Source organism: Lentzea sp. NPDC051838, assembly GCF_040681245.1.
In the GTDB taxonomy this organism is placed as follows: domain Bacteria; phylum Actinomycetota; class Actinomycetes; order Mycobacteriales; family Pseudonocardiaceae; genus Lentzea.
On sequence record NZ_JBFAYI010000013.1, the window covers coordinates 103,930 to 130,671 of the forward strand.

Here is a 26,742-nt window from a genome sequence, read left to right on the forward strand (position 1 = left end):
GTGTCGCGAAAAACACCCTCTTCGGCGTGTCGCGAGGCGCCTGAACGCACTGTTTATCCACAGGACGTGGACAGGGCGGGCGCTGGTCCGAACGAGCGAAAGCGCCACCCTCCTGGAGCATTCCGGGAGGGCGGCGCTTCAGCAATCGCAACCAGCGTGAAGTGCCCCCGAGGAGGTCACGTCACGCGGTTCGAGTTGCGAGCTGCACTCGCGTCGGGCTAACCGAACGCGGGGGAGCTTCGCTACTACTCGCCGGCGGTAACGACCAGCGGGAGAGCGATGGTCACCTCGGGGTGGAGGCGAACCGTGATCGAGTGCTTGCCCGTGGTCTTGATGTGACCCGGCAGCTCGATGGCGCGCTTGTCCAGGACAAGACCGCCGGTGGCCTTCTTCACGGCCGCGGCGACGTCGCCGGTCGTGATCGAGCCGAACAGCTTGTTGGAGCCGGCCGCGGCCTTCGCGGTCAGCGTCACGCCGCCCAGGCCCTCGAGCTTGGCCTTGAGCTCCTTGGCGTGGTCCAGGTCGCGCACGCGGCGGGTGTCCTGCGCACGCTGGATGACCTGGATCTGCTTCTGCGCACCGCGGGTCGCGACGATCGCGAAGCCGCGCGGGAGCAGGTAGTTGCGGCCGTAGCCGTCCTTGACCTCGACGATGTCGCCGGGCGCGCCAAGGCCGGAAACGTCAGCGGTGAGGATGAGCTTCATCGCGAATGTTCCCTTCTCTTAGCGGGCGGTCGAGGTGTAGGGCAGCAGGGCCATCTCACGGGCGTTCTTCACGGCCACAGCGACGTCGCGCTGGTGCTGCGAGCAGTTGCCGGTGACGCGGCGGGCACGGATCTTGCCGCGGTCGGAGATGAACTTGCGGAGGAGCGTCGTGTCCTTGTAGTCGATCAGGGACGCGCTCTTGTCCTTGCAGAAGGCGCAGACCTTCTTCTTGGGCTTGCGCACAGGCGGCTTGGCCATGTGTCTCTAACTCCTGGATACGCAGTGAATGAAGTACTGGGTGACCGGTGCAGTTCGGTCTAGAAGGGGGGCTCGTCGGCAAAGCCGCCGGAGCCGGCCGGCGGGGCGGAACCCCACGGGTCGTCTGCCGGAGCGCCACCGCCACCGCCGCGAGACTGCTGACCGCCGCCGCCGCCGAAGCCGCCGCCACCGCCGCCGTCTCCACGGCTCACCTTGTTGACCTTCGCGGTCGCGTAGCGCAGAGAGGGGCCGATCTCGTCGACCTCCAGCTCCACCACCGTGCGCTTCTCGCCTTCCTTCGTCTCGAAGGAACGCTGGCGCAGTCGTCCGGTGACGAGCACTCGCGAACCGCGGGTGAGCGACTCGGCCACGTTCTCGGCGACCTGCCGCCACACGTTGCACCGCAGGAACAGCGCTTCGCCGTCCTTCCACTCGCCGGACTGGCGGTCGAAGGTGCGGGGCGTGGAGGCCACCGTGAAGGAGGCCACCGCGGCACCGCTCTGGGTGAAGCGGAGTTCAGGGTCAGCGGTCAGGTTTCCGACCACCGTGATCGTCGTCTCACCAGCCATGGCTTGGGAGCTCCCCTAATCGAGGTTCGTCAGGCCTTGACGGCCGACTTGGCGGGCTCGCGGCGCAGGACCTTCGTCCGGAGCACCGTCTCCTGCAGACCGAGCTGGCGGTCCAGTTCCTTCACCGCGTCGGGAGTCGAGGTCAGGTCGAGCACCGCGTAGATACCCTCGGTGTTCTTGTTGATCTCAAAGCTCAGCCGGCGCTTGCCCCACACCTCGACCTTCTCAACGTTGCCGCCCGTGGTGCGGATGACGTTGAGGAACGTGTCGAGAGACGGCGCGATCGTGCGCTCGTCAAGGCTGGGGTCGAGGATGACCATCACTTCGTAATGACGCATGAGGACCACTCACCTCCTGTGGACTCGCGGCCACGGGCTTTCCGTGGCAGGAGGGTCGTCGCGTCAGCAACTGAAAAAGGTTAACAGAGCGCGTCCGGCGACTACGCAGGGGTGCGCCGAAGCACCCAGGTCCGCACCAGCGCGCCCGTCACGCAGGCCAGCATCAGCACCGCGACCAGCACCGGGACGCCGACGCCGCCGGGACCGCCGAGCCTGGGCAGTGCCGTGGCGCGACCGGCGGCCAGCACCTCGTCGCCGTCCACGCCGTTTCCGTTGGAGGCACGGGGAACCTGCGAGCCGTAGCGCACGCCGGGCGACGGCGAGTAGAGGCCGGGCATCGCGAACGGCAGCGAGCCGTAGGTGAACAGCGGCACGCGGCCGAAGTTCCCGCCGAGCGAGTAGAGCGAGAAGTCGCGGTTGCTGGGCGCGCCCGGCGTGGCGCCAGGTGTGCCCGGATTCACACCGGGCTGACCCGGCTGAGTGCCCGGCTGCGGCTGTGGCTGACCCACTGGCGGCTTCGGCTGACCGGGCAGCTGGACGGCCTGCTGCGACGCGTCCGCGACGGCCTTGGCACCGTCCTGGACGGGAGCGGCGACCTGGTTCACGCCCGTCACGACGACCTGGCAGCCGCTGGTCAGCGCGGACCGCACGGTCTTGTCGAGGGTCCCGATGATCGGCCCGAGCAGCGGGATCTTGTAGAGCTCGGCCACCACGGCGTTGGCGATCGTGGCGCCGGAGATGGTCTGCGTACCGGCCTGGACCGCGCCGATCGGAATCGGTTTGCCCTGCGCGAACGCCTGCTTGAACGGGTCCGCGAGCGGCGGCCCGAGCAGCGGGATCGCCCTGATCAGGTCGGTGATGGGCTGGGTGACGGCCGCGGGACTGAGCGAGACGGGGGTGCCTGGCGCGCCCTGCACCGATGTGGCGCAACTGCCCACGACGATGGGATCCGCTGCCGTGGCCGGAGTCATGCCCACGGTGGCGGAGGCCAACGCCAGAAGCGTCGCGGCGGTGACGCTCAGCAGTCGCATGCCAACCCCTTTCCTACTCTCTAGTAGTAACGACCGTATGTCCTGCTCGTGACGCGGGCCACCCCCAGTTTTCGCAATTACTCCTATCGGCGGCCGCTGCGGTCGCGTTATGGCCTCCGACTACCCTCCTGCTCATGCGCATCGGGGCACATGTTCGCGACGACGACCCGGTCGGTGCCGCCGCCGAACGCGGCGCCGAGGTCGTCCAGTTCTTCCTGTCGGATCCCCAGGGTTGGAAGAAGCCCAAACCTCATCCGCAGACGGAAGCGCTGCTCGCCTCCGATCTGGACGTGTTCATCCACGCGCCGTACATGATCAACATCGCGTCGCTGAACAACAAGATCCGGATTCCGAGCCGCAAGAACGTGCTGCAGCACGCCGAGGCCGCCGCGACCGTGGGCGCGAAGGGCCTGATCGTGCACGGCGGGCACGTCACCAAGGGCGAGGACCCGGCCGACGGCTTCGCGAACTGGCGCAAGTTCTTCGAGCGCCAGGTCGCCGAGGGCGGCTTCGCGGTCCCGATCCTGATCGAGAACACCGCGGGCGGCGACGGCGCCATGGCCCGCTCGTTCGACAACCTCAAGCGCCTCTGGGACGCGGTCGGCGAGTTCGGCCAGGGCTTCTGCCTCGACACCTGCCACGCGTTCGCCGCGGGTGAGGACCTCGTCGGCATCGTCGAGCGGGTCAAGGCGATCACCGGCCGCATCGACCTCGTGCACCTCAACAGCTCGCGCGACGAGTTCGGCTCCTCGCGCGACCGGCACGACAACATCAAGACCGGCACCATCGACGCCGACCAGCTGGTAGCCGTCGTCGCCACCGCCGGCTGCCCCGTCGTGGTCGAGACGCCCGACGAGGGCCAGGCCGACGACATCGCGTTCCTCCGCGACCGCGCCGGCCGGTGACGCGGTGCACGAGGTGGTGAGCGCGCCGCCTGAGCGCGGGCGGTTCGTGACCCACTTCGGCCGCCCCGCCGCGGTCGTCCTCGTGCTGCTGTGCGGGCTCACGCTGCTGCTGGGCTTCATCAACAAGGACCGCTGCACCGGTCCGGCGTTCGACCAGTGGGGCCGCACGCAGCCCGACTACGACGAGCGCAACAAGGAAGAGGTCTGCTACTCCGACATCCAGCACCTCTGGATCGGGCGCGACATCGACCGGCACGTCTTCCCGTACGTCGACGGCGGCATCAACGACAAGGGCATCCTCGTCGGCGGCTCCGTCGAGTACCCGGTGCTGTCGGGCCTGCTCATCTGGGCGGGCGCGATCTTCGCCCACAACGACGCCGAGTACCTGCTCTACTCCTCGCTGCTGCTGATGCCGTTCGGCCTGCTCACCGGCTGGCTGCTGGGCAAACTGGCCCGCTGGCGCGCCCTGCTGTGGGCGATCGGGCCACCGCTGATCCTGTACGCGTTCCACAACTGGGACCTGCCGGTCGCGCTGTGCTCGGTGGCCGCGGTCTACGTGGTGCACCGCTGGAACCGGCCGCTGGTCGAACGGGCGACGGTCGCGTCGGTCCTGCTCGGTCTCGGGTTCGCGTTCAAGGTCTACCCGGCGGCCTTCGTGCTGCCGCTGATGCTCTTCGTCGCCACGGGTGGCTGGCGCGGCCAGGAGATGCCCGCCGGCAAGAAGGTCGACATCGCGGGTGCGGTGAGGGTCGCGCTGGCCTCGATCGTCACGGTCGTGCTGGTCAACCTGCCGTTCGCGGTCGCGGGCTACGAGGGCTGGCTCGCCTCGTTCGAGTTCCAGCAGCTGCGCCGGGTCGACATCACGACGAACTCGATCTGGTACTGGGGCCTGCGGCCGTTCATGGGCGACGACCCGATGCAGTCGCTGGTCGGCGTGCTCTCACCGATCCTGATCGTGCTCTCGTTCGTGATCGCGGCGGGCTACGGCTGGCTGCGGTTCCGGCGTGAGGGCACCTACCCGTGGATCCAGGTCTCCGGCGCGATGCTGTGCGGCTTCATGCTGCTGCACAAGGTCCACTCGCCGCAGTACACGATCTGGCTGGTGCCGTTCCTCGTGCTGATCCGGGTGCCGCTGATGTGGGCGCTCTCGTACTACGTGGTCGACCTGTTCATGGGCATCGGGATCTTCCGCTGGTTCTGGGCGATCGAGTTCGGGCAGCCCGCCGGGATCTACGACAGCTGGTCGGCGCAGGCCGTCATGATCGGCGTGTGGGGCCGGGCCGCGTTGCTGGTCGCGCTGTTCGTGGTGTTCCTCAGGTCTCGTGACGTGACAGAGGACGATCGTGCATTCGATGCGCCGGCTCGTGTCGTGAGGGCCTGACGATCCGCCGGTCCGGACTCTCCTCCATGACACCGGCCAACGGGTCGAAGTCGCCGGAGATCCGCACGACGTCGCGCTCCGGCCGGTAGATCTCCTTCAGGATCACCACGCACAGCCCGATGACGGCCGCGTCCCGCAGCAGCACCGCGCCGAGGAACCAGTCGATCGGCAGACCCTTGTTGTCGGTGCCGAGGTAGAAGTACATCCGCGGCACCCACACCAGCGCGTCGATCGTCATCCACGCCAGCAGCAGCTTCCAGCGCGGCAACGCGAGCACCGCCAGCGGCACCAGCCACAACGAGTACTGCGGGCTCCACACCTTGTTCGTCACCAGGAACGCCGCCACGACGAGGAACCCGAGCTGCGCGAGCCGCGGCCGGGTCGGTGCGGTCAGCGCCACGTAGCCGATGCCGGCACAACAGGCGATGAACAGCACCGAGCTCACGGTGTTGAGCACGGTCGGCGCCTGCCCCTGCGCCAGTCCGGGGTCGAAGCCCTGCCACCCGGTCCACTGCACCAGCACGTTGTAGATCGTGTCCGGGTCGGCGTTGCGCTCGGTGTTGAGGCGGAAGAACTCCTTCCAACCCACAGCGGAGGCCGGGTTCAACGCGATCGGCGCGTTGACGAGCGCCCACGCCCCGATGGCCGACGCGGTGGTGGTGAGGCCCGCCTTCAACCGGTCAGAACGCCAGCACAGCAACAGCAACGGCCCGAGCAGGAACAACGGGTAGAGCTTCGCCGCACCACCGAGGCCTATCAGCACACCGGCGAGCGCGGGCTTCTTCCGCGCCCACGCCAGCAGACCGGCCGTGGCGAACGCCGTCGCGATCGTGTCGAAGTTCGTGAACGCGTGGACGATGACCAGCGGCGACACCGCGACCAGAGCGGCGTCCCACATTCGTCTGCGGGCTATGCGCGCGACGGAGAACACCGTCACCAGCCACGCCACCGCCAGCCAGAACGCCGTGACGTTGAAGAACACGATCACCGTCATCGGCAGGCCGGGAACGAGCGCCACCAGCCCCTGCGCCACCCGCGCGTTGAGCCACATGAACACACCGGTGATGACCGGGTACTCCATGTACCGGACGTGCTCGGTCGGCTTGCCCTCGTCGTCCTTCCACGACGTGATGTACGGGAAGGAGCCGCGCTGGTCGAGCCGTTCCGCGGTGTAGAGCGGCACGGTGTCGGAGTAGCAGAGCGCGGTGAACTGCTTGCTGCCCCGCCAGTCGAGCTGGACCTGGCCCTTGTCGTCGACGTACTGCTGGATGCACGGCGACTTCTGCACCCACCCGGCCAGCAGCGTCAGCACGGCGAGCAGCAGCACCACCCGCAGCGCCGTCCAGAACCAGTGCCTGCCGACCTGCGCGTGTTCGCCGAGCGGACCGCCGAAAGGTCTGCTCAGGGTGCGGGCGAGCGACTCGGTCCAGGTGGGCGCCACCCGCTCCTCGTGCGTGAGCGAGTCGGTGTCCTCGGCGGGAAGCTCGGCAGGGCTGCTGGGCACGTCGCGGATGTTACGGCCAAGACCGTTTCGCCGTGGTCAACATCCCCGGACCAAAGCAAAGGGCCTGGTGCGGAGTGCACCAGGCCCTTCAGCTGTGGACGGGTACTACCCGCCGCCGGGATTTCGGATGTCTCCTGGTCCCGGGTTGGGCGTCGTCGTCTTCGTCGGCTTGGTGTTCGACGTCGGCGGGTCGGGGCACAGGAAGCCGGTGCACGGGTCGTCCGGGTTCGACGGCTTGGTGGGGCCGGTCGGACCGGTCGGACCGGTCGGGCGGTCCGGCGTGTTGGTCGGCTGGCTCGACGACGGCGCCACCGACTTCGACGGCGGGTTGTACTGGTTGAGCGGCTTGGCCTTCGGGAACTTCTCCATCTGGCTGCCGGCCAGCGCCTTGTTCATGAAGGTCGCCCAGATCCTGCCCGGCACACCGGAACCGAAGATGTTGGCGCCGGTCTTGTCGCGGATGGGCAGGTTGCCCTCGTTGCGGCCGACCCACACGGACGCCGAGATGGACGGCGTGTAGCCCACCATCCACGCCTTCGAGTTGAGGCCCACACCCTGACCGGCGCTCTCGGCCAGTTCGTGCGTACCGGTCTTGCCGGCGCACTCGCGGCCGCCCGCGCACGTGGTCCCAGCGGAGGCCTTGGGGATCTCCTTCAGCACGTCGGTGACGTTGTCGGCGATGTCCTGGCTCTTCGTCTGGTCCGGGTCGAACGCCGAGATCGGCTGGTCCGCGTGCTGGTAGAGCACGCCACCGTCGGGGCCGGTGATCTTCAGGATGAAGAACGGCGCGCGGTAGACACCGCGTGCGGCGAACGTCGCGTACGCCGAGGCCATGTCGAACGGGCGGACCACCGCCTGGTCACCACCGAGGGCGATACCACCGTTCGGGGTACCGCCGTCCTCACCGACCAGCAGCTTCTTCGGGCCGTTGCCGATGTTGACCTCGTCCGGGATGCCCGCCTGATGCGCGGCCTTCACGGTCTTCGGGACGCCGATGTCGTTCACGACCATGTCGTAGAACACGGTGTTCAACGACTTGATCATCGCCGTGCGGACCGGACACTCCTTGCCACAGGAGTTGTCGTTACCGGAGTTGCGGATCGGCACCGAGACACCGGGGAACTTGCGGGGCGACGAGCCGTCGTACACGGTGCCGAGGCCCTTGCCGTTCTGCAGTGCCGCGACCAGGTCGAACGGCTTGAACGACGAACCGGGTTCCTGGAGCGTGCCCTTCGCGTAGTCGAAGGAGCCGCGCCCGTCACGACCACCCCAGTAGGCGCGGACAGCGCCCGTCGAGGGATCGATGGCGGTCAGGGACGTCTTCAACGCCTCCGGCTGCGCACCCTTGATCATGATCTCGTCCACGGCCTCCTCGGCCGCGCCCTGCATCTTCTGGTCGATCGTCGTCTGGATGGTGACGCCGGTCTTCTGCGCCTGCTCGAACGAGACACCGGTCTTCTCGGCCTCGAGGGCCTCCTGGACCTGGTCGACGATCAGGCCGCGCGGGCCTTCGAGAGACTTCGGCTGCGTCTCGGCGAACGACTTCGGCTGCGGCCACTGCTCGGCGTCGTAGTACGCCTGGTCGATCCAGTGCTTCTGCAGCATCTGGCCCATGACGTACTTCCACTGCTTCTGCGAGTGCTCCTTGTCCTCGGACCAGGAGGGCGTCTGGATCATGGCCGCGATCAGCGCCGCCTCGGAAGGAGTGAGGTCCTTCATCTCCTTCTTGTAGTACACCTGCGCCGCGGCCTTGAAGCCGTTCGCGCCGCGGCCGAAGTACACCGTGTTGAGGTACGCGGTGAGGATCGTGTTGTGGTCCGACTCGTTGCTCATCTTGAAGGCCTTGACGACCTCCGTGAACTTGCGCGAGAGCGTCGGGTCCTCGTTGCCGGTCGCCTTCTTGATGTACTGCTGGGTCAGACCGGAACCACCACCGGAACCGCTCGTGACCTGGAACCAGGCGGCGCGCAGGATGGCCTTGGCGTCGAAGCCGGGGTTCTCGTAGAAGTCCGCGTCCTCGGCGGCCAGCACCGCGTGCTTGACGGTCTCGGGGATCTCGTCGTAGGTCAGCATCGTCCGGTTCTCACCGGGCGACGTGATCTTGGTCATCTCCTGACCGTCGGCGTACTGCAGCGTGATCGTCTTGTTCTGGGTGGCCGCGATCTCCTCGGGCTTCGGCCAGTCGAGCAGCGGGTACGCGATCGCGACCGCCACCACCGGACCGAGGATCATCAGACCGATCGCGACGAACGCACCGATCCGCACGCGCTTCCAGATCTTCTTCTTGCGCAGACGACGCTCCTCCTCTTCGGTGAGCTCCGGCTCGTCGTCGTAGTACTCGTCGTCATCGTCGATGCCGCCGGCCATGAGGAACTCGTCCTCGGGCTCGCGGTGCGTGATCAGCTCGGGCTCGCGCTGCGTCGGCCGGTTCACCGGCGGCAGCTGCGTGGTCCGCTCCTCGCCGGGGTTGCGCGGGGGTACACCGGGACGGCCGGGGCCACCCTGCGGGCCGCCGGGTCCACCGGGGCGACGGCCACCGGGAGGCGGCTGCATCGGCATGCCACCGGGAGGCGTCGGGGGACGCCCGCCAGGTCCACCGGGGCCACCCTGCGGACGGCCTGGACCGCCCTGGGGCCCACCCGGCGCACCAGGCGCTCCACCCTGCGGACCGCCTGGTCCGTTCGGGCGGCGTGGTGGCTGCTGCTGTGGGAAACCACCGGGTGGCGTGCCACCCTGGGGAGGGCGTGCGAAACCGCCGGGCGGGGTGCCCGGTCGTGGCTGATTCGGGACATCGCGCCTCGTGCCGCCGCCGTCCGGGTCGTCCCCGGTCGGCCATTGCGGCTCGCCTCCGCGCTGCCGGTCATCATGCTGGTCGTTCACGTGAAAAGGCCTCCCAGACCGGCGTACTTCAGCACGCGGTTCGGTGGTCGTACTTCATTCGGAGCAGTCTCACCCGTGGGTCATTCCGCCGCAGTCCTCCTGCGTGGCTTTTCCAGCCCACGCTTCCCCAGGACGTATGACTGCACCAGGTGGTTCCAACTGCATGTGCGACAAACTTCAACGACGTACACGGTGAACTCGTCGAAGAGGGTTGCCATCTTCACGAGTTCTTCAGCTGTCCGCGCTGAGCCTGTCGCGTGCTTGAGCTCGTCACCGTAGACCCAAGACACGTTCGTGAGGGGTTCCTTGCGGCACACAGGGCAAGGCACTTCCGTCTGCGTACCGTGGAACTTCGCAGCTCGCAGCAGGTACGGGGACGCGTCGCAGACCTCCATGGTGCCCGTGCGGCCAGAGTAGACCTCCGCCAGCAGCGCACGTCGCTGCAGCGAGTAGTCCACCACCTGCCGTTGGGTCAACACGTGACCAGAGTACGTGCCGACCGCTTTCCGATGATGGGCCGTTCAGGGCAGCGAAGTCCGACGCGATATGACGGTGTGCCACATCCCACAGTTGAGAGGGGCCATCGATGTATCGCGGCGATATAATCGCCTCACCTATCGGTGCAGGTGCGAGGAGGTGACTCGTGTTCGAGTTCGCGCTGCTCGGCCTGCTGCACGAGGCGCCCATGCACGGCTACGAGCTGCGCAAGCGCTTGCACGACCTGCTCGGAGCGTTTCGCGCGTTCTCCTACGGATCGCTGTACCCAACACTGCGGCGACTCCAACGTGCGGGCCTGATCGTGGAGGAGGGGCCGGAGGAGTCGGCCCTTTCTTGGGGACGCAGGGCACGCAAGGTTTACAAGCTGACACCGGAAGGTAAGGAACGGTTCGCCGATCTCCTCGCCAACGCGGGTCCGCAGACCTGGGACGACGACTCGTTCGGGGTTCACCTGGCGTTCTTCTCACGCACGCCGGCCGACGTCAGGATGCGCATCCTGGAAGGCCGCCGGCGGTGTGTCGAGGAACGCAGGGAAGGACTCCGCGAGCGGCTCACGCGCACGAGTGAGCAGATCGACCGCTACACCCGTGAGCTGCACAGGCAGGGCCTGGAAAGCACGGAGCGCGAGGTGCGGTGGCTCAACGAGCTCATCGCGCACGAACAGTCCGAGCAGGACGAGTAGTACTCACCGTTGATCAAGGAGGACTCGGCAATGGGCGGAAACCGCCGCACCGTTCGAGTGGCCATCGTCGGGGTTGGCAACTGCGCGGCGTCGCTGGTGCAGGGCGTCCACTACTACGCGGACGCCGATCCGAACACCCGCGTGCCCGGCCTGATGCACGTGCAGTTCGGTGACTACCACGTGCGCGATGTCGAGTTCGTCGCAGCGTTCGACGTCGACGCGAAGAAGGTCGGCGTCGACCTCGCCGAGGCGAGCGTGGCCAGCGAGAACAACACGATCAAGATCGCGGACGTGCCGCCGCTGGGCGTCGTCGTGCAGCGCGGGCACACCTACGACGGTCTCGGCCGGTTCTACCGGGAGACCATCGAGGAGTCCGACTTCGAGCCGGTCGACGTGGTCGCCGCGTTGCGCGAGGCCGAGGCCGACGTGCTCGTCTCGTACCTGCCGGTGGGCTCCGAGGAAGCGGACCGCTTCTACGCCCAGTGCGCCATCGACGCCGGTGTGGCGTTCGTCAACGCGCTGCCGGTCTTCATCGCGTCGGACCCGGAGTGGGCGGAGAAGTTCCGCGCGGCCGGTGTGCCGATCGTCGGTGACGACATCAAGTCCCAGGTCGGCGCCACCATCACGCACCGCGTGCTGGCGAAGCTCTTCGAGGACCGGGGCGTCCAGCTCGACCGCACCATGCAGCTGAACGTGGGCGGCAACATGGACTTCCTGAACATGAAGGAGATGGAGCGCCTGGAGTCCAAGAAGGTCTCCAAGACGCAGTCCGTGACGTCGCAGCTGTCCCGCGACATCGGCAAGGACAACGTCCACATCGGCCCGTCGGACTACGTGGCGTGGCTCGACGACCGCAAGTGGGCCTACGTGCGCCTTGAGGGCCGCGCGTTCGGCGACGTGCCGCTGAACCTCGAGTACAAGCTCGAGGTGTGGGACTCCCCGAACTCGGCGGGCATCATCATCGACGCGGTCCGCGCGGCGAAGATCGCCCTGGACCGGGGCATCGGCGGCCCGATCCTCTCGGCGTCGTCGTACTTCATGAAGTCCCCGCCCGTGCAGTACTCCGACCCCGAGGCGCACGAGGCCGTCGAGGCCTTCATCCGCGGCGAGTGACTTGCTGGAGGCCGCCCTCTTCTTCGAGGGCGGCCTCTTGGTCAGCGCTTCGAGAGCCGCAGCTTCTGCCAGCTGCCGTCCGCGGTCCACCCGCCGTCGACGGGCAGCGCCACACCGTTGATGTACCGCGCGTTGTCACTGGCCAGGAACCTGACGGCCTGCGCGATGTCGTCGGGCACCGCGAACCGGTTGGCCGGCACGTGGTTCGTGATGTCCTCGTCGATGTAGTAACCGCCGGCCTGCGACTCGACGTCCATCTCGGTCTTGACCCAGCCGGGGCACACGGCGTTGACCCGGATCCCCCGCCCGCCCCACTCGACGGCGAGCGTGCGAGTCAGCCCGATCAGCCCGTGCTTCGTGGTGTTGTACGCGGCCCGGTCCGCGACCCCCTGCAGCCCGGCGACGGACGCGATGTTGACGACGCTGCCGGAGTGTTGTGCCAGCATGATCTTGCCCAGCGCCTTGGTGAGCAGGAACGGCCCGGTCAGGTTGACGGCTATGATCCGCTCCCACTGCTCGAGGCTGGTGTCCTCGAACGGCACGATGCCCGCGATCCCGGCGTTGTTGACCAGCACGTCCACTCGTCCGTGGGTGCTCATGACGTGGTCGGTCAGCCGCTGCACGTCCTCGGCGCTGGCGACGTTGCCGACGACCCCGTCCTTGCTCTCCTGCAGGTCGAACCCGACGACGGCGAACCCGTCCTCGCGCAGCACGTCCGCGATCCGCAGCCCCATGCCCTGCGCCGTGCCGGTGACCACAGCAACTCGTTGCGTCATGAGCGCCACGCTAGGACCGCGTCCGCCACCAGCGATAGCACCCGTGGCTGCCTGCACGTCTGAGCCCAACTTCTGCTGTCGCTACTGGGGACCGGTCCCCGCCTCCACCCCGCACGATCGGCGCTTCCAATGGAAAGGAGCGGGCCGATGGTTCGCAAAGCACTGTTAGCGTTGGCCGGAGTCGCCTTGATCGTCGCCGGTGCCTACAGCGTTCCCGACCTCAACCGGGGCTGGAGTGTCGCGGGCTTCGAGTGGAACACCGTGAACGATCAGCGCTAACGTCCCCGGAGTGCGCACGCTTCTCGTCGCCCTCCCCGGCCTGGTCCTGGCCGGCATCGGGCTGACCCACCCGCACCACCTCGACGTGGACACCGCGCAGTGGTAGCGGGACATGCACATCATCCTGGCGGTGGTCTTCCCGCTCCTCGGTGCCGCGCAATGGGTTCTGCTCGAAGACTCCCCGAAGTGGGTGCGCTACCCGGCCAGGATCGCGGCGTTCGGATACGTCGTCTTCTACGGCGCGCTCGACGCGTTGGCGGGCATCGGTGGCGGCGCGATGACGATGAACAACGCCCGCGAGGCCGCGCAGCCCGTCTTCGCGATCGGCAACCAGCTCGGGCACGTCGGGGCGTGGTCGTTCTTCGCGGCCAGCATCGCCATAGGTGTCTGCGCGCTGTTCCAGCACAAGCTCAAGGCGATTCCAGGAGCTGCCTTCCTGCTCACAGGCAGCTTCCTGTTCCTCGACAGCCACATCTACTGGCCCAAGGGCGTCATCGCGTGCACCTGCATCGCGATCGGGATGGCCGCGATCAGCTACGTCAGCCCACGCCCGGCGCGATAGCCGTGTAGCCGCCGTCGACCGCCAGGACCGCGCCCGTCACGAACGACGCCCGGTCCGACAGCAGCCACAGCGCGGCTTCGGCGACTTCGGCGGGAGAAGCCAAGCGCTTCAAGGCGTTCCACGTTGCGGCGCGCTCGCGTTCGCCGGGGATCGAGAACCACGGCTCGGTCTGCGGAGTCTCGACGACACCCGGATTCACGGCGTTCACGCGGATGCCCGCCCGGCCGTACTCGGCGGCCGCCGTCTTGGTCAGGCCGATCACGCCGTGCTTCGCGGCCGAGTACGCCGAGGCGAAGGCCGTGCCGAAGAACGCGGCTGTGCTGGCGTTGTTGACAATCGCGCCGCCGCCTCCGGAAACCATGGCGCGGATCTCGTGCCGCATGCACTGCGCGACACCGGTCAAGTTGACTGAAAGCGTTGCGTCCCAAGCGGTGCTGTCGGTCAGCACCATGCCGTCCGGGCCGACGCCCGCGTTGTTGAACGCCACGTCGAGGCGCCCGAACCGTTCCACCGCAGTGGAAACAGCACGTGCGCAGTCCGAATCAGAAGCGACATCCGCGACGACCGCGACCCCGCCGATCTCCGAGGCCAACGAAGTGATCTTGTCCGACGACCTGGCGGCGAGCACCACCGAAGCCCCCTCGGCCGCGAACAAGCGAGCGGCGGCCGCACCGATTCCCGTTGAGGCGCCCGTGATCAGGGCGACTTTGTCCCGCAGCAGCATGCGCGGAAGTTACGTCAGCGCGCCCGGCAAGTCAGCGATAGAAGACAGAACCGTCACTTTCGACAGCACTTCCTCAGCAGGTGGGAAATGCGGGTTCGGCACGGCGAGCACGGTCATCCCTGCGGCCAGGGCGGCGCGCAGCCCGTTCGTCGAATCCTCGACGGCGTAACAAGAAGCCGCAGAAACGCCGAGCCGTGACGCCGCCAGCAGGTAGACGTCCGGCGAAGGCTTGCCGGCAGCGCACTCCTCCGACGACACCGCGACGGGCACCGGCAGCCCGGTCACGTCCAGGAACACCTTGATCAGCACGGCCGGTGCCGAAGAGGCGATCGCGACCGGAAAGCGCGCGGCCACGGCCCGAACCGCGTCCACAGCGCCAGGAATCACTGGAAGGTGTGATGCGTACGCCTTCTCCATCTCGGCGATCACGCCGGCGGAAGCCTCCGAAGCGGACAGCTGAACGCCGAGATCGACCAGGTACGCGCCCCACTCGGGCGTCGACATCCCCTGCATCGCCCGAGTCGCCTCAGGGGTCCACACGCCACCGTGCACCCGAGCGAACTCCCGGCGCACCTCGTCCCACACCTGCTCGGAGTCGATCAGCACGCCGTCGAGGTCGAAGATCACCGCATCCACGCCACGAACCGTACCCTGTGGCGCACGATACTTCGCCATGCTAACCAAAGAAGGTTAGGATAGCTAAGTGAATTTCAAAGCTCAGCCCAAGCAGGTGTGGATCACGGCGTTCGCCGCGGTCATCGCCTTCATGGGGATCGGGCTCGTGGACCCGATCCTGTTGTCCATCGCGGAGGGTCTGCACGCAACACCGTCGCAGGTCACCCTCCTCTTCTCCTCCTACCTCGGCGTCCAGGTCGTGGCGATGCTCTTCACGGGCGCCGCGACGGCCCGCTTCGGCGCCAAGCGCACGCTCGTCGGCGGGCTCGCGCTGATCGTCATCGCCACGCTGGCGTGCTCGGCGGCAGGGAGCATCGGCCAGCTCGTGGGACTGCGAGCCGTCTGGGGGCTCGGCAACGCGTTCTTCATCGCGACCGCGCTCAGCGTCATCGTCGGCGCGGCCAGCGGCGGGCAGAAGGCCGCGATCCTGCTCTACGAGGCCGCGCTCGGCCTCGGTCTGAGCGTCGGACCGCTGCTCGGCGCGCTCCTGGGCAGCTTCTCGTGGCGCGGGCCGTTCCTCGGCACCGCCGTGCTGATGGCCGTCGCGCTGATCCTTTGCGCAGTCTTCCTGGCCAGGGACTCGCACCAGGAACGTCCGAAGATCGGCTTGCTCGACCCGCTGAAGGCTCTCAAGCACCCGGTTCTGCTCAGGACCTCGATCGGTGCCGCCCTCTACACGGCCGCGTTCTTCACGGTTCTGGCCTGGTCGCCGTTCGTGCTCCAGTGGGGAGCCGTCGAGATCGGACTGATCTTCTTCGGCTGGGGCGTGTGCGTCGCGGTCTCCAGCGTCTTCCTCGCGCCGCGCCTCGCGGACCGCGTCGGCGAGAAGCACGCGATCATCGGATCGGTCCTCGCGTTCGCCCTGCTCATGCTCCTGATGGCGGTGCCGAGCAAGCCGTTGCTGGTGGTCGCCGTGATCGTGAGCGGCCTGGTCAGCGGCCTGCTGAACACCCTGTTCACCGGCACCGCGATGAGCGTGAGCGACGCGCCGCGGCCGGTCGCGAGCGCCGGGTACAACTTCCTGCGGTGGCTCGGCGGGGCGCTGGCGGCGACGTTCGTGAGCCACCTCGCGCAGCCGTTCGTCGTGGCAGCGGTCCTGTGCGCGGTCGCGGCCGTGCTGCTGACCTTCAACCGCACCGACACCCGTGAGGTCCCTACGGAAGTCGTGATTGCGAGCGAGCAGCTAGTGGGTTAACAACGGCTGAACTACGGTCGGTGGCGGTTCCCGCACCGACCGTAGGAGGCCACCACATGATCCCTCTGCCGCTCGTCAACCACCGCGTCGGCAGAGCAGCGGTGACATGCGAATACCGCTGCGGGGACGCGTGCTTCCACGACGTCCCGAACACATCCGACAACGCCTATCTCGGTGATCTGATCAGCCGCCGCACGGCGCTCAAGGCGGGCGCGGTCGTCGCAGCCGCCGCCACTGTCGCTGTTCCGGCGACCGCCGCCGCGGCACCCGAGTCCCAGGGCCGCCCACCCAGGGGACTCGACTTCAAGCCGGTCGAGGTCAACACCAAGGACGAGGTCGTCATCCCCGAGGGGTACGAGCAGGGCATCGTGATCCGCTGGGGCGACCCGCTCTTCCCCGGCGTCCCCGAGTTCGACTTCAACAACCAGACCGCCGCCAAGCAGGAGAAGCAGTTCGGCTTCAACTGCGACTTCGCCGCGATCCTGCCGCTGGACCCGTTGGAGCTGACCGGGATCATGGTCACCAACCACGAGTACACCAGCGAGCCGTTCATGTTCAGCGGCTACGACGCGAACAACCCCACCCGCAACCAGGTCGAGGTCGCCTGGGCCGCGCACGGCCTGTCCGTCTTCATGATCAAGCGGTCGCTGTTCTCCGGGCACTACAAGCCGCGCTTCAGCAGGTACAACCGCCGGATCACCCTGAACACGGCGTTCGAGGTGCGTGGCCCGGCCGCGGGCAGCGACCTGTTGAAGACCTCCGTCGACCCGACCGGCAAGAAGGTCTTCGGCACGATCAACAACTGCTCCGGCGGCGTCACGCCGTGGGGCACGATCCTGTCCGGCGAGGAGAACTTCAACCAGTACTTCGCGAACGCCGCCGGCCGCAACGACCCGAAGCTGACCCGCTACGGCGTCACCGGCACCGCGACCACCCGCAAGTGGGAGCGCTTCGACAAGCGCTGGGACCTCGCGCAGGAACCCAACGAGGTCAACAGGTTCGGCTGGATCATCGAGCTCGATCCCAACGACCCGGACTCGACGCCGATCAAGCACACGCACCTCGGCCGCTTCAAGCACGAGACCGCCAACATCCGCGTCGCGCAGGACGGCAGGGTCGTCGCGTACTCCGGTGACGACGAGCGGTTCGAGTACATCTACAAGTTCATCTCGAACGGCAAGATGAAGCACGGCAACAGCAAGGCCGCGCGCCGGCACAACATGACGCTGCTCGACGACGGCACGCTCTACGTGGCGCGCTTCAAGGGCGACAGCCCGGTGTCCGAGATCGACGGCACCGGAAAGCTGCCCAGCGACGGGAAGTTCGACGGCAGCGGCGAGTGGATTCCGCTCGCGGCGGGCAAGAAGTCCTTCGTGCCCGGGATGACCGCGGAAGAGGTGTACGTCTTCACGCGCATCGCGGCGGACAAGGTCGGCGCCACCAAGATGGACCGCCCCGAGGACATCCAGTGCCACCCGCGCACCGGCACCGTCTACTGCGCGCTGAGCAACAACGTCGAGCGCGGCGTCACGGCGGGCAAGGAAGGCCCGACCGAGCCGAACCCGCGGATCAACAACCGGCACGGCCAGGTGCTGGAGGTGACCGAACGGCGGGGTGACGCGCTCGCGTTGACGTTCAGCTGGGACCTCTTCCTGGTGTGCGGCTTCCCGGACGACCCGAACACGTACTTCGGCGGCTACGACAAGTCGCAGGTCAGCCCGATCTCCAGTCCGGACAACGTCGCGTTCGACCGGTACGGCAACCTGTGGATCTCCACCGACGCCGACGGCAAGCTCGACGGGCTGAACGACGGTCTCTACGCCGTGCCGCTGGAAGGGCCGGAACGCGGCCACCTGAAGCTCTTCCTCACGGTGCCGCGCGGTGGCGAGACGTGCGGTCCGGTGATCGGCGAGCGGGTGATCACCGTGTGCGTCCAGCACCCCGGCGAGGTGGACGGCGCGAGTGCCGACAAGCCCGCCTCCAACTGGCCGGACCGGGGTACCGCGAGGCCTCGTCCGTCGGTCGTGGCGGTGTGGCGCAAGGGTCGTCGTCAGCTGGGTGAAATCGGTTGACCACGGACCGTGTTGTGATCGTTCGGGCGTAGTACGAGTTCGCCTGCCGTTCATCTGCTGGACGGCAGGCGATCTCGTTGGGCTCTTAGGTTCGGCCAGTTCCCACACTGACCGATCTCGGAGGCCTGCGTGTCTTCATCCACCGATCGGGGCCGCCGCCTGCTGCCCCTGCTCCCGACGAACCACCCGCTCGGGCGTCAGGCCGTCACCTGCGAGTTCCGCTGCGGCAACGCGTGCGCTCACGAGGCGCCCAACACGTCGCAGAACGCGTACTTCGGTGACGTCGTCAAGGACGTCGTGAGCCGCCGCGGCATGCTGAAGGCAGGCGCCGTCTTCGCGGTCGCGGGCGCCGGTGCGGCCGCGATGGCCGGCTCGGCCGCCGCCGACCCGGTTCACGTCGACGTCGACGTCGACGTGAACATCAACGGCCGCAACCCGAACGGCCTGAACTGGAAGTCGGTGGCGCCCAACACCCTCGACCAGATCACCGTTCCCGAGGGGTTCCAGCAGGACGTCGTCATCCGCTGGGGTGACGCGGTGCTGGACGGTGCGCCGAAGTTCGACTTCGACAACCAGACGCCTGAGGCGCAGGCGCAGCAGTTCGGTTTCAACAACGACTTCTGCGGTCTCGTCCCGGTGCCCGGCGACCCGAACAGCTGGCTCATGGTGAGCAATCACGAGTACACGACCGAGTCGTTCATGTTCAAGGACTGGGCGGCCGACAAGGTCACCGAGAAGCACGCCAAGATCGCGTGGGCCGCGCACGGCCTGTCGGTCGTGATGGTCGACCGCGACCGTCGCACCGGCAAGCTCTTCGTCTGCCCGGACGACAAGGCGAAGTACAACCGCCGGATCACGCTGACCACGCCGTTCGAGGTGCGTGGCCCCGCCGCCGGTTCGAAGTACCTGCGGACCTCCGCGGACCCGTCCGGCAAGACGGTGCTGGGCACGCAGAACAACTGCTCCGGCGGCGTCACGCCGTGGGGCACGATCCTGTCCGGCGAGGAGAACTTCAACCAGTACTTCGCGAACGCGAGCCTGGTGACCGACCCGGACACCAAGGCCAAGTTCGCCCGCTACGGCATCAGCGGCGGCGCGTCGCTGCGCAAGTGGGAGAACTTCGACAAGCGCTTCGACCTGTCGAAGGAGCCCAACGAGGCGAATCGCTTCGGCTGGATCGTCGAGATCGACCCGCTCGACAAGAAGTCGACGCCGGTCAAGCACACCGCGCTCGGCCGCTTCAAGCACGAGGGCGCGAACATCATCGTCGCCAAGGACGGCCGTGTGGTCGCGTACATGGGCGACGACGAGCGCTTCGACTACATGTACAAGTTCGTCTCGGACGAGAAGATGCAGAAGGGCGACTCGAAGCGCGCCCGCGAGCACAACAAGCGCCTGCTGGACAAGGGCACGCTCTACGTCGCGCAGTTCACCGGCGACAGCCCGGCTGCCGAGATCGACGGCACCGGAAAGCTGCCCGCAGACGGCGAGTTCGACGGCACCGGCAAGTGGATCCCGCTGGCCGCCGGCGACAAGTCGTTCGTCGAGGGCTTCACCGCGGAAGAGGTCTACGTCTTCACGCGGCTGGCCGCGGACAAGGTCGGCGCCACGAAGATGGACCGCCCCGAGGACGTCGAGCCCTCGCTGCACAACCGCCGGATCTACGCCGCGCTGACGAACAACACCGACCGCGGCAAGGCGGGCAAGGAAGGCGCCACCGAGGTCGCGCCGCGCGTCGCCAACAAGCACGGCCACGTCCTGGAGATCGAGGAGCGGCGTTCGGACAACACCGCGCTGACGTTCTCGTGGAAGCTGCTGCTCGTCTGCGGTGACCCGAAGGACCCCGGCACGTACTTCGGCGGCTACGACAAGTCACAGGTCAGCCCGATCTCGTGCCCGGACAACGTCGCGTTCGACTCGCACGGCAACCTGTGGATCTCCACGGACGGCAACGCCCTGGGGTCCAACGACGGCCTGTTCGCGGTGCCGGTCGAGGGCAAGCGCCGCGGTCTCGTGAAGCAGTTCCTCACGGTGCCCAAGGGTGCGGAGACCTGCGGTCCGGTCGTCACCGAGGATTTCGTGCTGGTGTCCGTGCAGCACCCCGGTGAGCTCGACGGCGCCTCGGCGAACAACCCGATGTCGCACTGGCCGGACGGTGGCACCTCGCAGCCGCGTCCGTCCGTCGCCGTGGTGTGGCGCAAGGACCGTCGCCGCATCTGCGACTGATCTGTGGTCTGACTCACTCGTAGTTCGATTTTGAACCGGTGCGGCCATCCATCCGTGTGATGGGTGGCTGCACCGCGGACAGCCAAGGTCCACTTTGGTCTGTCTACTTTGGAGTGAGTCATGCGCAAGCTCGGACTTTTCGTTGGTACCGCTGCTCTTCTGGGTCTCGCCGCATGCGGTACCACCGCCGGCACCGCGACGCCCACCCCGGTTGCCCAGGCCTCGCCGGACGCTCCTGTCGCGGCCGCCGTCCAGGTCCCGGCCGGTCAGAAGCTGGTCGGCAAGTACCAGGCCACAGGTGTCCAGACGTACTCCTGCACCGCGAACGCGTGGAAGGGCCTGGAGCCCGCCGCGACGCTGGTGGACAAGGACGGCAAGCCGATCATCCTGCACTCCCGCGGCCCGATCTGGGTGTCCACAGTGGACGGCAGCGCGGTCGAGGCGACCCCGGTCGAGGGTGCCAAGAACGACGTCAAGGGCGCCGTTCCGGAGCTCCTGCTGAAGACCAAAGCGGTGCGCGGCGACGGCCTGTTCGGCAAGGTCAGCTACGTGCAGCGGCTCGCGACCGAGGGCGGCGTCGCCCCGTCCGGTGGCTGCACCGCCGGTGCTCAGATCTCCGTGCCTTACAAGGCCCTCTACACCTTCTTCGCTCCGGCGTCCTGACGCTGAGCGCACGCCGTCTCACTTCGTGAAGTCGTTTGAACCGGTGCGGTCGTCAGTCCGTAGGCCCTGGTGGCTGCACCGCTCAAACGAGAGACACGTCGCACTGTCTACTTTGGAGTGAGTAATGAAGCGTGCTGGTCTGCTGCTGGTTTCCGCAACTCTTCTCGGTATCGGCATCGGAGGCGCCGGCTCCACCGCGGCGCCGACCCCGTCGCTCGACACCGCCGACACGAAGGTCGCTCCCGCGGTTCAGGTTCCCGCGGGCAACAAGCTCGTCGCGAAGTTCTACGCCAAGGGTGTGCAGACGTACACCTGCACGGCGAATGCGTGGAAGGGCCTCGAACCCGCCGCCACGCTGGCAGATCGCCTCGGCCGGGCGGTCGCCCTGCACTCCCGGGGCCCGATCTGGGTGTCCACCGTCGACGGCAGCGCGGTCGAGGCCGCCCCGGTCGACGGCGCCCGCAACGAGGTTCCGGGTGCCGTGCCCGAGCTGTTGCTCAAGGCCAAGGCTGTGCGTGGTGACGGCGTGTTCGGCAAGGTCAGCTACGTGCAGCGCCTCTCGACCAAGGGCGGCCTCGCACCGGCGGGCAGCTGCCAGGAAGGCGCCCAGACGTCCGTGCACTACGAGGCGATCTACACCTTCTCCGCACCCGCTCGCTGAACCAGCGCCACCACGGCTGCCGCGACCATCGTGATGCCGACGACCCACAGCCCGGTCTTCTGCGTCCCGGTGACGTCGCGCAGCCACCCGGTGACGTAAGGGGCGACGAACCCGCTCACGTTGCCCAGCGAGTTGATCAACGCAATGCCGCCCGCCGCGGCCGTCCCTCCCAGAAAGCTCGTCGGCAACGCCCAGAACGTGGGCAGAGCAGCACAGACGCCGATCGCGCACACGCTCACCGCGACCATCGCCGCAACGGGGTTGTCGAGGTAGAGCGCGACGGGGATGGCCGCTCCACCGAGCAACATCGGCGCGGCCACGTGCCACTTCCGTTCTCCGGTGCGGTCGCCGTGCCTGGCCCACAGGATCATGGCGACCGCGCCGAGGACGTATGGAATCGCGTTGATCAGCCCGCGCTCGACGATGTTCGCTCCCGGCGCCAGGCCCTTGATGATCGTCGGCAGGAAGAAGCCCAGTGTGTACAGCCCGTAGACGATCCCGAAGTACACGAAGCTCAACGCCAGGATCCGCGGGTGTGTGAGCGCTTTCTTGAGCGGCCAGTGCTCCTTCGCCGGCTCGTCGAGGGCTTCCGAAGGCTTGTCCGGCAACCAGAACCACGTCACGAACGCCAGCGCGATCGCCGGCAGCCCCTCGATCAGGAACATCGTGCGCCAGTCCGTGACCTGGATCAGCAACCCGCTGAGCGTCGCCCCGAGCGCGGTCGAGATCGGCACCGCCACCATGAACAACGCGACGATCCGCGCGCGGTCCTTCTCCGGGAACCAGTACGTCAGGTACAGGATGATCCCGGGGAAGAACCCGGCCTCCGCCACTCCCAGCAGAAACCGCAGCACGATCAGCACGGTCCCGTTGGGCACGAACGCCATCGCGCTCGCCACGATCCCCCAGCTGATCATGATCCGCGCGATCCACCTGCGTGCGCCGAACTTGTGCAACGCCAGGTTGCTCGGCACCTCCAGGATCAGGTACCCGATGAAGAACACCCCGGACGCGAACCCGAACACGGTCGCGCTGAGTTTCAGCTCCTCGGACATCCCGTTGGGCCCGGCGAACCCGATGTTGACCCGGTCCAGGTAGTTGATGAAGTAGAGCAGGCACAAGTACGGCAGGATCAACTTCTTAGGCACGCTAATGTTCCCCCATGACTGATCGTCCGGTCGCCCTCGTCACCGGGGCATCCAGCGGAATCGGCTCGGCCATCGCCCGCAGTCTGGCCCCAACCCACGACCTGCTGCTAGGCGGACGCGACGAAACGTCCCTGTCCCTGCTGGCATCGGAACTGCCCGGCGCTCAGGCCTGGCCGTTCGACCTCACGAACGTCGCCTCGGCCGACCTCGCCCCGCTGCAGCGTCTCGACGTGCTCGTGCACAGCGCCGGTGTCGCGATGCTCGGTCCGTTGGCCGAAGCCTCGATGGACGTGTGGCGTCAGACCTTCGACGTGAACGTCTTCGCGGTCGCCGAACTGACCAACCTGGTGCTGCCCCAGCTCAGGGCCGCCTCGGGCCACATCGTCCTGATCAACTCGGGCGCCGGCCGCAACGCCAACCCGGGCTGGGGCGTGTACGCGGCCTCGAAGTTCGCTCTCCGCGCCTACGCCGACGCCCTGCGAGGCGACGAGCCGGCGTTGCGCGTGACCTCGGTCTACCCGGGCCGCACCGCCACGCCGATGCAGGAGGACGTGCGCCGCCAGGAGGGCGGCGACTACGAGCCCTCGCAGTACATCGACCCGGCCTCGGTGGGCCGGGCGGTGGCGTCAGCCGTGCTGGCGACGCCCGACGCCCACATCACCGAGCTCATCGTCCGGTCCCGGCCGAGGTGAGTTGTCCACAGCCTCATCAACAGGCTGTGGTCAGAGGTTGACGTTCCGGAGTCGCTGCGCCACCGCGGTGACTCCGGCCTGCGCCTCCTGCCGATCCACCCGAGTGGACTCCCCACCGGCGACGACGTGGTCGCCGGCCACCCACACGTCGGTGACCCGGCGCGAACCGGACCCCCACACCAGGTTCGCCAGCAGCTGCGAGTCCGGCGCGTCCAACCCGGTCGCGAACGCCGGGTCGTCAGCGGCGATGTGCACGACATCGGCCCACCGACCGGCCTCCAGCGCGCCGATGTCCGACCGGCCCAGCGCCGAAGCCCCGCCCCGAGTGGCCATCAACAACGCCTGCGCGGCGCCGAGCGCGGTCGCGTCCATCTTCGACACCCGCGCGAAGAGCCCGGCGAGCCGTGCCTCCTCGAACAGGTCCAGGTCGTCGTTGGACGCGGGCCCGTCGGTGCCGAGGCCGACCGACACCCCGGCCGCCAGCATCTCCGGCACGCGCGCGATCCCCGAGGCGAGCTTGGCGTTGGACCCGGGACAGTGCGCCACCCCGACCCCGAACGACGCGTACAGGGCAATGTCGTCGTCGGACAGATGAACGGAGTGCGCGGACAACACCCGCCCACCCAGCACGTCCGAAGCCTTCAACAACGCGGGCACCGACCCGTACTCGGCCCGCTGCGCCTCGTCCTCGAACGGCGACTCGGCGACGTGCACCATCAGCAACGCCTCGCGCGCACGAGCCTCAACAGCCACCGCGGTCAGCTGAGCAGCGGAAAGCGTGTACGCGGAGTGCGGTCCATACGCCAGCTCGATCCGGCCACCGGGTCCGAAAACGCGGCCGTCGGCGTCGATCCACGCGGAGATCTCGTCGGTCAGCGAACGCCAGTCCATCCCGGGCACGTCGAGGATCGCCCCGCCGAACACCACCCGCGACCCGGCGGCCAGCACCGAAGACACCAGCTCAGGCCCGTGGAAGTACATCTCGGCGGACGTGGTCACCCCGTGCCGCAGCATCTCCACGGCACCCAGCAACATGCCGGTGCCGACATCGGCCGCCGTCATCTGAGCCTCGTTCGGCCACATGGCCTCCTGCAGCCACCGCAGCAACGGCAGGTCGGAACCCAGGCCGCGCAGCACCGTCATCGGGCTGTGCGCGTGGGTGTTCACCAGGCCGGGCAGCAGGATCCCGGACAGCTGCCGCACCTCGCCGTCGAAGGCGGGCGCATCCGCGGCACCACCCACATAGGTGACTCGACCGTCGACCACGTCCACGACGGCATCCCGCAACACCGAGCAGGACGGGTCGCAGGGCAGGACCACCGGGGCGTGCAGGCGCAGTGACATGCGGAGAATTCTGACACTGTGACGCCGATCACAAGCATGCATGGATCCGGAAGCGCTGGGAATCCTGTCCCCGTCGGGCGCGGGCCGACCCCCAGGGTCCGCCCCGGCCACAAACTTGCCCCTGACCAAAGGGCTCGCCGAGCACGAAACCGGCGGGCCCTTTGTGCATCCCGGAGCAACCACGACACGAGCAGAGGCGTCACATGATCATGTCGAAGAAGCCGTGCACGTCCAGTGGAGACTTCCGCCGCGCACAGAAGCCCGCCACCCCCAAGCCGCCGACTCGGCGCTGAGTTGGCATGATCACACTCGCACGGGACACGGGCGTGATCATGCGGAGGCATCAGTGGCCGACATCGACCCTCAGAACGACGACCAGTTCAGCGATGTCGAGATGACGCAGGAGTTCGACGTCATCCGCGACGAACGCTAAGAGATCGGCAGTTCGGCGCGAACCGTCCACCCAGTCGGTTCGCGTCGGCCTGCGGAGAACTTCCCACCCAGCAGTTCGACGCGCTCGCGCATGCCGACGATCCCGTAACCTCCTGAGCCGCCAACGGGAACGCCCGAAGCCACGCCGTCGTCCTCGACGCGCAGGAACAGCACACCGTCGCTCGAGGACAGTGAAACGTCCACTGAGGACACGGCGGACGCGTGCTTCTGGATGTTGGTCAACGACTCCTGCACCAACCGCAGCACGGACCGGGCGAGCTCCTGCGGCACCGCGTCCTTCAGGTCGTACGACAACCGCACCGGCAGCTCGGACTCCGAAGCCAGCGAGCTCACGTCGTTCATCAACGACGAAGACGCGGCCGGCCCGGCGGACTCACCGTCCCGCATGGTCCCGACCAGACGACGCATCGCGGTCAAAGCCTCGGTGCCGGAAGCGGCAATAGAGGGCAGCACGTCGACTTCGCGGTTCAGCTGACCCGCCTGCGCGTGCACGACGATCGCCGTCACGTAGTGCGCCACGACGTCGTGCAACTCCCGCGCCAACGCCATCCGCTCCGCGTTCTGCGCCGCCGCAACGGAAGCAGCCAGTTGAGACGCACGTTCCGCGTCCCTTGCCCGGAAATACAGGCCGGTTCCCACCGAGAGCACGAGCAGGACGAACGCGGCGACCGAGAAGTTGAACGTGTCCGGGCTCCACTCGCCGTACTCGACCGGCGCCACGACCGGCCAGCCCAGCACCTCGGCGACGACCATCGCGGCGATCACCAGCAGCGTGCCGACCACCGAACGAACACGGGACGACACCCGCACCAGGGTCGCGATCGTGGCCATCGCGGCACCGGTCATCGCGATGCTCGCGCCGCTCGCGAAGATGTGCAGCTTGATGGGCACGCCGAGAAACCGCATGTAGACGGCCACGCACGCGATGGCGAAGGCCAGCGCGAGTGCCGCGTCGAACGGTCTGCGGGGTGCCAGCACGGCGATCACGCAGATCACCAGGACACCGGGAACCTGCCACCACCCGAGACCCGTCTCGATGGCTTGGGTCTCCAACAGGGCGATGACTGTGAGCGAGAGCGCCAGCGGCCACTGGCGTTTGGCGAGCAACCGCCAGTTCAAGTCCGTGCTCTCCACGCCGTACACCGTAAAGCCGGAAGGCTGATCCCGCGTCCGACTCGGGGCTACCCCGGCATCAGCCAGAAGGCTGAGTGGGCGACCTGCGGAAATACCCTCCCGGCGGATGCCGGATCACGCCCCGGTCACGGACTCTGGAGGAGCAGTCGGGGAAACGGAGGACGCCATGTTGTCAGTTGTGTTCACTTGGGCCGCCGCGGTGGTCGGCCTGTTGGTCCTTGCGCTCATGGCTCTTTCGGGCGTGATGATCGACTCGAAGCACTAGAGCCCGAACC

The 26,742-nt window shown here is 67.7% G+C and carries 27 protein-coding genes; 12 read left to right on the top strand and 15 right to left on the bottom strand.

Going from position 1 to position 26,742, the window contains the following annotated elements:
* Positions 1-245 precede the first annotated feature (245 nt).
* From rplI to AB0M24_RS26375, 5 genes are all read right to left on the bottom strand, one after another.
* Positions 246-704 (bottom strand): 50S ribosomal protein L9, encoded by a 459-nt coding sequence (gene rplI / locus AB0M24_RS26355; protein ID WP_363773103.1) that lies wholly within the window; start codon positions 702-704, stop codon positions 246-248.
* Between the two features lie 18 nt (positions 705-722).
* A complete protein-coding gene (gene rpsR, locus AB0M24_RS26360) occupies positions 723-962 on the bottom strand; it encodes a 30S ribosomal protein S18 (protein WP_030480165.1) in 240 nt (79 codons plus the stop codon).
* 59 nt (positions 963-1,021) lie between these two features.
* Positions 1,022-1,531: a single-stranded DNA-binding protein gene (locus tag AB0M24_RS26365; RefSeq protein WP_045312844.1), complete on the bottom strand. Its 510-nt coding sequence runs from the start codon at positions 1,529-1,531 to the stop codon at positions 1,022-1,024.
* A 29-nt stretch (positions 1,532-1,560) separates the two neighbouring features.
* On the bottom strand, positions 1,561-1,869 hold the full coding sequence (gene rpsF, locus AB0M24_RS26370) for a 30S ribosomal protein S6 (protein WP_081901884.1): 309 nt from the start codon (positions 1,867-1,869) through the stop codon (positions 1,561-1,563).
* A 101-nt stretch (positions 1,870-1,970) separates the two neighbouring features.
* Complete coding sequence (locus AB0M24_RS26375) at positions 1,971-2,900, bottom strand: hypothetical protein (RefSeq protein ID WP_363773109.1); 930 nt, start codon at positions 2,898-2,900, stop codon at positions 1,971-1,973.
* Between the two features lie 134 nt (positions 2,901-3,034).
* Between AB0M24_RS26375 and AB0M24_RS26380 the strand changes: the two genes are divergently transcribed.
* Positions 3,035-3,805, top strand: a complete 771-nt coding sequence (locus AB0M24_RS26380; protein WP_363773112.1) for a deoxyribonuclease IV — start codon at positions 3,035-3,037, stop codon at positions 3,803-3,805.
* Positions 3,806-3,851: 46 nt separating this feature from the next.
* The gene (locus tag AB0M24_RS26385; protein WP_363773435.1) at positions 3,852-5,186 is read left to right on the top strand and encodes a hypothetical protein; all 1,335 of its coding nucleotides are present in this window, start codon (positions 3,852-3,854) and stop codon (positions 5,184-5,186) included.
* On the opposite strand, the gene AB0M24_RS26390 is transcribed toward AB0M24_RS26385, so the two are convergent.
* The 3 genes from AB0M24_RS26390 to AB0M24_RS26400 all read right to left on the bottom strand — a co-directional run bounded on the left by AB0M24_RS26390 (position 5,119) and on the right by AB0M24_RS26400 (position 10,049).
* Positions 5,119-6,690, bottom strand: coding sequence for a glycosyltransferase 87 family protein (locus AB0M24_RS26390; protein ID WP_363773115.1), 1,572 nt, complete (start codon positions 6,688-6,690; stop codon positions 5,119-5,121). The two genes, AB0M24_RS26385 and AB0M24_RS26390, sit on opposite strands and share 68 nt — an antisense overlap.
* A 105-nt stretch (positions 6,691-6,795) precedes the next feature.
* Positions 6,796-9,249 carry a transglycosylase domain-containing protein gene (locus AB0M24_RS26395; RefSeq protein ID WP_363773118.1) on the bottom strand — a complete coding sequence of 818 codons (2,454 nt, stop codon included), beginning with the start codon at positions 9,247-9,249 and terminating at the stop codon, positions 6,796-6,798.
* A gap of 401 nt (positions 9,250-9,650) precedes the next feature.
* Positions 9,651-10,049 (bottom strand): DUF5318 domain-containing protein, encoded by a 399-nt coding sequence (locus AB0M24_RS26400; protein ID WP_355565761.1) that lies wholly within the window; start codon positions 10,047-10,049, stop codon positions 9,651-9,653.
* A 164-nt stretch (positions 10,050-10,213) separates the two neighbouring features.
* Between AB0M24_RS26400 and AB0M24_RS26405 the strand changes: the two genes are divergently transcribed.
* Both AB0M24_RS26405 and AB0M24_RS26410 read left to right on the top strand, forming a co-directional pair.
* Complete coding sequence (locus tag AB0M24_RS26405; protein ID WP_045312832.1) at positions 10,214-10,750, top strand: PadR family transcriptional regulator; 537 nt, start codon at positions 10,214-10,216, stop codon at positions 10,748-10,750.
* Between the two features lie 30 nt (positions 10,751-10,780).
* On the top strand, positions 10,781-11,863 hold the full coding sequence (locus tag AB0M24_RS26410; RefSeq protein ID WP_363773123.1) for an inositol-3-phosphate synthase: 1,083 nt from the start codon (positions 10,781-10,783) through the stop codon (positions 11,861-11,863).
* Between the two features lie 41 nt (positions 11,864-11,904).
* Here the strand turns inward: AB0M24_RS26410 and AB0M24_RS26415 are convergent, their stop codons facing one another.
* On the bottom strand, positions 11,905-12,639 hold the full coding sequence (locus tag AB0M24_RS26415) for an SDR family oxidoreductase (RefSeq protein WP_363773126.1): 735 nt from the start codon (positions 12,637-12,639) through the stop codon (positions 11,905-11,907).
* A gap of 147 nt (positions 12,640-12,786) precedes the next feature.
* On the opposite strand from AB0M24_RS26415, the gene AB0M24_RS26420 reads away from it, so the two are divergent.
* On the top strand, positions 12,787-12,918 hold the full coding sequence (locus AB0M24_RS26420) for a hypothetical protein (protein WP_363773129.1): 132 nt from the start codon (positions 12,787-12,789) through the stop codon (positions 12,916-12,918).
* Positions 12,919-13,030: 112 nt separating this feature from the next.
* On the top strand, positions 13,031-13,480 hold the full coding sequence (locus AB0M24_RS26425; protein WP_363773132.1) for a hypothetical protein: 450 nt from the start codon (positions 13,031-13,033) through the stop codon (positions 13,478-13,480).
* On the opposite strand, the gene AB0M24_RS26430 is transcribed toward AB0M24_RS26425, so the two are convergent.
* Both AB0M24_RS26430 and AB0M24_RS26435 read right to left on the bottom strand, forming a co-directional pair.
* On the bottom strand, positions 13,458-14,204 hold the full coding sequence (locus AB0M24_RS26430) for an SDR family oxidoreductase (RefSeq protein ID WP_363773135.1): 747 nt from the start codon (positions 14,202-14,204) through the stop codon (positions 13,458-13,460). The genes AB0M24_RS26425 and AB0M24_RS26430 overlap by 23 nt on opposite strands.
* 9 nt (positions 14,205-14,213) lie before the next feature.
* Positions 14,214-14,840, bottom strand: a complete 627-nt coding sequence (locus AB0M24_RS26435; RefSeq protein ID WP_363773138.1) for an HAD family phosphatase — start codon at positions 14,838-14,840, stop codon at positions 14,214-14,216.
* Positions 14,841-14,907: 67 nt separating this feature from the next.
* Between AB0M24_RS26435 and AB0M24_RS26440 the strand changes: the two genes are divergently transcribed.
* The 5 genes from AB0M24_RS26440 (at position 14,908) to AB0M24_RS26460 (ending at position 21,696) form a co-directional block, all read left to right on the top strand.
* Positions 14,908-16,074, top strand: coding sequence for an MFS transporter (locus AB0M24_RS26440; RefSeq protein WP_363773141.1), 1,167 nt, complete (start codon positions 14,908-14,910; stop codon positions 16,072-16,074).
* 56 nt (positions 16,075-16,130) lie between these two features.
* Positions 16,131-18,146, top strand: coding sequence for a PhoX family phosphatase (locus AB0M24_RS26445; protein ID WP_363773144.1), 2,016 nt, complete (start codon positions 16,131-16,133; stop codon positions 18,144-18,146).
* A 129-nt stretch (positions 18,147-18,275) separates the two neighbouring features.
* A complete protein-coding gene (locus AB0M24_RS26450) occupies positions 18,276-20,372 on the top strand; it encodes a PhoX family phosphatase (protein ID WP_363773147.1) in 2,097 nt (698 codons plus the stop codon).
* Positions 20,373-20,492: 120 nt separating this feature from the next.
* Positions 20,493-21,035 (top strand): DUF3455 domain-containing protein, encoded by a 543-nt coding sequence (locus tag AB0M24_RS26455; protein WP_363773150.1) that lies wholly within the window; start codon positions 20,493-20,495, stop codon positions 21,033-21,035.
* A 124-nt stretch (positions 21,036-21,159) separates the two neighbouring features.
* Entirely contained in the window at positions 21,160-21,696 is a 537-nt protein-coding gene (locus tag AB0M24_RS26460) for a DUF3455 domain-containing protein (RefSeq protein ID WP_363773153.1), read from the top strand.
* On the opposite strand, the gene AB0M24_RS26465 is transcribed toward AB0M24_RS26460, so the two are convergent.
* Entirely contained in the window at positions 21,669-22,844 is a 1,176-nt protein-coding gene (locus tag AB0M24_RS26465) for an MFS transporter (RefSeq protein ID WP_363773156.1), read from the bottom strand. The genes AB0M24_RS26460 and AB0M24_RS26465 overlap by 28 nt on opposite strands.
* Before the next feature lie 14 nt (positions 22,845-22,858).
* On the opposite strand from AB0M24_RS26465, the gene AB0M24_RS26470 reads away from it, so the two are divergent.
* Complete coding sequence (locus AB0M24_RS26470; RefSeq protein ID WP_363773159.1) at positions 22,859-23,536, top strand: SDR family oxidoreductase; 678 nt, start codon at positions 22,859-22,861, stop codon at positions 23,534-23,536.
* A 30-nt stretch (positions 23,537-23,566) separates the two neighbouring features.
* On the opposite strand, the gene AB0M24_RS26475 is transcribed toward AB0M24_RS26470, so the two are convergent.
* From AB0M24_RS26475 to AB0M24_RS26485, 3 genes are all read right to left on the bottom strand, one after another.
* Positions 23,567-24,880, bottom strand: coding sequence for an amidohydrolase (locus AB0M24_RS26475; RefSeq protein WP_363773162.1), 1,314 nt, complete (start codon positions 24,878-24,880; stop codon positions 23,567-23,569).
* A 199-nt stretch (positions 24,881-25,079) separates the two neighbouring features.
* On the bottom strand, positions 25,080-25,202 hold the full coding sequence (locus AB0M24_RS26480; protein ID WP_363773165.1) for a hypothetical protein: 123 nt from the start codon (positions 25,200-25,202) through the stop codon (positions 25,080-25,082).
* Between the two features lie 107 nt (positions 25,203-25,309).
* The gene (locus tag AB0M24_RS26485; protein ID WP_363773168.1) at positions 25,310-26,467 is read right to left on the bottom strand and encodes a histidine kinase; all 1,158 of its coding nucleotides are present in this window, start codon (positions 26,465-26,467) and stop codon (positions 25,310-25,312) included.
* Positions 26,468-26,742: the final 275 nt, after the last annotated feature.

Bases quoted from the DNA above. Each gene is read 5' to 3' on its own strand.
- rplI (WP_363773103.1), bottom strand. From the start codon at position 704: ATGAAGCTCATCCTCACCGCTGACGTTTCCGGCCTTGGCGCGCCCGGC.
- rpsR (WP_030480165.1), bottom strand. From the start codon at position 962: ATGGCCAAGCCGCCTGTGCGCAAGCCCAAGAAGAAGGTCTGCGCCTTC.
- AB0M24_RS26365 (WP_045312844.1), bottom strand. From the start codon at position 1,531: ATGGCTGGTGAGACGACGATCACGGTGGTCGGAAACCTGACCGCTGAC.
- rpsF (WP_081901884.1), bottom strand. From the start codon at position 1,869: ATGCGTCATTACGAAGTGATGGTCATCCTCGACCCCAGCCTTGACGAG.
- AB0M24_RS26375 (WP_363773109.1), bottom strand. From the start codon at position 2,900: ATGCGACTGCTGAGCGTCACCGCCGCGACGCTTCTGGCGTTGGCCTCC.
- AB0M24_RS26380 (WP_363773112.1), top strand. From the start codon at position 3,035: ATGCGCATCGGGGCACATGTTCGCGACGACGACCCGGTCGGTGCCGCC.
- AB0M24_RS26395 (WP_363773118.1), bottom strand. From the start codon at position 9,249: ATGCCGATGCAGCCGCCTCCCGGTGGCCGTCGCCCCGGTGGACCCGGC.
- AB0M24_RS26410 (WP_363773123.1), top strand. From the start codon at position 10,781: ATGGGCGGAAACCGCCGCACCGTTCGAGTGGCCATCGTCGGGGTTGGC.
- AB0M24_RS26415 (WP_363773126.1), bottom strand. From the start codon at position 12,639: ATGACGCAACGAGTTGCTGTGGTCACCGGCACGGCGCAGGGCATGGGG.
- AB0M24_RS26420 (WP_363773129.1), top strand. From the start codon at position 12,787: ATGGTTCGCAAAGCACTGTTAGCGTTGGCCGGAGTCGCCTTGATCGTC.
- AB0M24_RS26425 (WP_363773132.1), top strand. From the start codon at position 13,031: ATGCACATCATCCTGGCGGTGGTCTTCCCGCTCCTCGGTGCCGCGCAA.
- AB0M24_RS26430 (WP_363773135.1), bottom strand. From the start codon at position 14,204: ATGCTGCTGCGGGACAAAGTCGCCCTGATCACGGGCGCCTCAACGGGA.
- AB0M24_RS26445 (WP_363773144.1), top strand. From the start codon at position 16,131: ATGATCCCTCTGCCGCTCGTCAACCACCGCGTCGGCAGAGCAGCGGTG.
- AB0M24_RS26455 (WP_363773150.1), top strand. From the start codon at position 20,493: ATGCGCAAGCTCGGACTTTTCGTTGGTACCGCTGCTCTTCTGGGTCTC.
- AB0M24_RS26460 (WP_363773153.1), top strand. From the start codon at position 21,160: ATGAAGCGTGCTGGTCTGCTGCTGGTTTCCGCAACTCTTCTCGGTATC.
- AB0M24_RS26470 (WP_363773159.1), top strand. From the start codon at position 22,859: ATGACTGATCGTCCGGTCGCCCTCGTCACCGGGGCATCCAGCGGAATC.
- AB0M24_RS26475 (WP_363773162.1), bottom strand. From the start codon at position 24,880: ATGTCACTGCGCCTGCACGCCCCGGTGGTCCTGCCCTGCGACCCGTCC.